Raw genomic sequence first — 2,941 nt, 5'->3', positions numbered from 1 at the left:
CCGCCCCGATTGAGCCACGGTGATTAATCAAACCCCGTTGGCATAATCGGCATCCTTAGCGGGGTGCTTCGCGGGTGCGCTATCGCTTACGCCGCGCTACGTAAACACCGCCAACGTTAAGAAGCTTGCAGAGATCTCGTATCGCGTCATAACGATCAATCGCGTCAACACCTCGAATGGCGGCACCAAACCCGTAGCGCGGCGTAACGAAAGAGCGAGAGCAACGAGCGAAAGAGTCACCCGTAGCGGCGGCCCGGCGCGAAGGCGTCTGCAAGACGCCCAAACCAAAAGTGCAGAAAGTAAATATGCATAGTCACCGTTTCAAGGTAAATATTCATATAACACGTCATGCCCGTGAGCGCATGGCTACTCGAAATATTACAGAAAATGAGCTGCTAGAATTGGTAGAGCAGGGAACCGTAAAATACAAAGATGCTACGCGGTTTTGGATAGCGCGATATTTTGAAAATCGTCAAGACAACCTTTTGTCTATTGCAGCAGTCTTGGAAGATAAAATAGTGGTAAAGACAGTCATGCATCACTTTGAGTGGGAGGATAAGTAATGCGAACTACGTACGATGAAGCAGATGATATCCTGGTTCTGCACCTATCAGAAAAGCCTACCGTTAGGGAGGTTTCTCAAGATTGGCATACACATATTAGTTACGCAGAGGATGGCACGATCAATGAAATCGTCATTCTGGAGGCCTCGAAGCAAGGTGCATGGCCACTCTTAAAAAGCCAAGCCGCTTAACTAACCGCAACACGACTCCCGCTGCTCCTGCGGGTGCGCTCCGCTTACACCGCGCTACGGGAACACCGCCAACGTTATGAGGCGTGGCACCAACCCCGTTTCGCGCCATAACGATCAACCGCGTCAACATCTCGAATGGCGGCACCACCCCCGTAGCGCGGCGTAACGAAAGAGCGAGAGCAACGAGCGAAAGAGGCACCCGCGAAGGCGGCGCCAGCCGCCCTGATCGAACCTATTCAGTAACCGCTGACATTCACGCCATCACCAGCACCCCTCACGGGGTGCTTCGCGGGTGCGCTCCGCTTACACGCGCTACGGGAACACCGCCAACGTTATGAGGCGTGGCACCATCCTCGTATCGCGTCATAACGATCAATCGCGTCAACACCTCGAATGGCGGCACCAGCCGCCTCGATTGAGCCACGGCGATTAATCAAACCCCGTTGGCATAATCGGCACCCTTAGCGGGGTGCTTCGCGGGTGCGCTATCGCTTACGCCGCGCTACGTAAACACCGCCAACGTTAAGAAGCTTGCAGAGATCTCGTATCGCGTCATAACGATCAATCGCGTCAACACCTCGAATGGCGGCACCAAACCCGTAGCGCGGCGTAACGAAAGAGCGAGAGCAACGAGCGAAAGAGGCACCCGCGGAGGCGGCACCAGCCGCCCCGATTGAGCCACGGCGATTAATCAAACCCCGTTGGCATAATCGGCACCCTTAGCGGGGTGCTTCGCGGGTGCGCTCCGCTTACGCCGCGCTACGGATGCATCGCCAACGATACTCATGGGCGAGCACCCGCGGCCCGGCGCGACGGTCGGCGCTAGCCGCCCCGACTGAGCTACAGCAAGGAAAAGCCATGGCGAACCGTACAAGCCACGATCAAAATTTCAAAAACCTGATTTTGGACTATCCTCGCGAAGCCCTCGCTTTCTTTGCATCAGAAGAGGCTGGAGATTTACTGCCTAGCGTCAAAGTCACTCCTATTCGCCAGGAGCAATTAAAAGAGCGCCTGGGTGACAGATTTCATGAGCTAGACGTACCGTTGCTGGTAGAGTGGCCAAATGGGCAACGCGAAGCGCTACTGTTCACGCTAGAAGAAGAAACGGATCCCGGCCGTTTCTCGATCCACAGGCTGGCGCACTACACACTGCACCTGAGTGAGCTATTCGATACAGAACGAGTGGTACCGGTGGTGATTTTTTTTGAATTCTAATAAAAAAAGTGGCAGAAAGCCTGCATATTCGAAGTGAACGCCATAGCTACCTACAGTTTCACTATTTACATACACATTTAAATAAATTGCCGGCCAATCAGTATTTTAGTAGCCAAAATATCGTGGCGCGCCTGAATTTACCGAATATGGCATGGGCAGAGAAAGATAAAATCGATGTATACGCCAATGCCATACAAGGTCTGTTTTCGCTGGAACCAAGCATTGAAAAGCAACTCAAATACATAGACTTTGTCGATATCTACAGCGATTTAAGCACAGATGAAAGACAAGCCTACCAAAGGCGCTATCCTCAGGAGGAAAGCAAAATGGCTGGTTTAGCAGAGCGTCTTCGTACGGAAGGTATTCAGCAAGGCATGCAGCAAGGCATGCAGCAAGGCATGCAGCAAGGTATGCAACAGGGCATGCAACAGGGCCGTCAGCATGAAGCACAAAATATGCTGCGAAAGCTGCTCATGCTGAAGTTTGGCGAGTTACCGTCATGGGCCGATACCCAAATTGAGGCGGCTTCCATAGAGCAGCTGGAAAACTGGATGGAAGGCATATTGAGTGCCAACACATTGGAAGCCCTGATCGAACCTATTCAGTAACCGCTGACATTCACGCCATCACCAGCACCCCTCACGGGGTGCTTCGCGGGTGCGCTCCGCTTACACCGCGCTACGGGAACACCGCCAACGTTATGAGGCGTGGCACCAACCCCGTTTCGCGCCATAACGATCAACCGCGTCAACACCTCGAATGGCGGCACCAAACCCGTAGCGCGGCGTAACGAAAGAGCGAGAGCAACGAGCGAAAGAGGCACCCGCGGAGGCGGCACCAGCCGCCTCGATTGAGCCACGGCGATTAATCAAACCCCGTTGGCATAATCGGCACCCTTAGCGGGGTGCTTCGCGGGTGCGCTCCGCTTACGCCGCGCTACGGATGCATCGCCAACGATACTCATGGGCGAGC

Annotated in this window: 4 protein-coding genes; all 4 read left to right on the top strand. The window is 54.0% G+C overall.

The genetic code is table 11. From position 1 onward, the window contains the following. The first annotated feature begins 305 nt into the window (after window positions 1–305). The 4 genes from A3220_RS16295 to A3220_RS18085 all read left to right on the top strand — a co-directional run bounded on the left by A3220_RS16295 (window position 306) and on the right by A3220_RS18085 (window position 2,577). On the top strand, window positions 306–563 hold the full coding sequence (locus tag A3220_RS16295) for a DUF4258 domain-containing protein (RefSeq protein ID WP_074210383.1): 258 nt from the start codon (window positions 306–308) through the stop codon (window positions 561–563). Beyond that, window positions 563–754: a DUF2283 domain-containing protein gene (locus A3220_RS16290; RefSeq protein ID WP_016913348.1), complete on the top strand. Its 192-nt coding sequence runs from the start codon at window positions 563–565 to the stop codon at window positions 752–754. The genes A3220_RS16295 and A3220_RS16290 overlap by 1 nt, the downstream gene beginning before the upstream one ends. 858 nt (window positions 755–1,612) lie before the next feature. Next, on the top strand, window positions 1,613–1,969 hold the full coding sequence (locus A3220_RS17625) for a hypothetical protein (protein WP_084812812.1): 357 nt from the start codon (window positions 1,613–1,615) through the stop codon (window positions 1,967–1,969). An 8-nt stretch (window positions 1,970–1,977) separates the two neighbouring features. Further along, the gene (locus tag A3220_RS18085) at window positions 1,978–2,577 is read left to right on the top strand and encodes a DUF4351 domain-containing protein (protein ID WP_252860510.1); all 600 of its coding nucleotides are present in this window, start codon (window positions 1,978–1,980) and stop codon (window positions 2,575–2,577) included. Window positions 2,578–2,941 lie beyond the last annotated feature (364 nt).

The sequence above is a fragment of the Halomonas sp. KX33721 genome, assembly GCF_001596805.1.
In the GTDB taxonomy this organism is placed as follows: Bacteria; Pseudomonadota; Gammaproteobacteria; order Pseudomonadales; family Halomonadaceae; genus Vreelandella; species Vreelandella aquamarina.
Note: the sequence above shows the minus strand (reverse complement) of the source record. Positions and strands in the feature narration are given on the sequence as shown.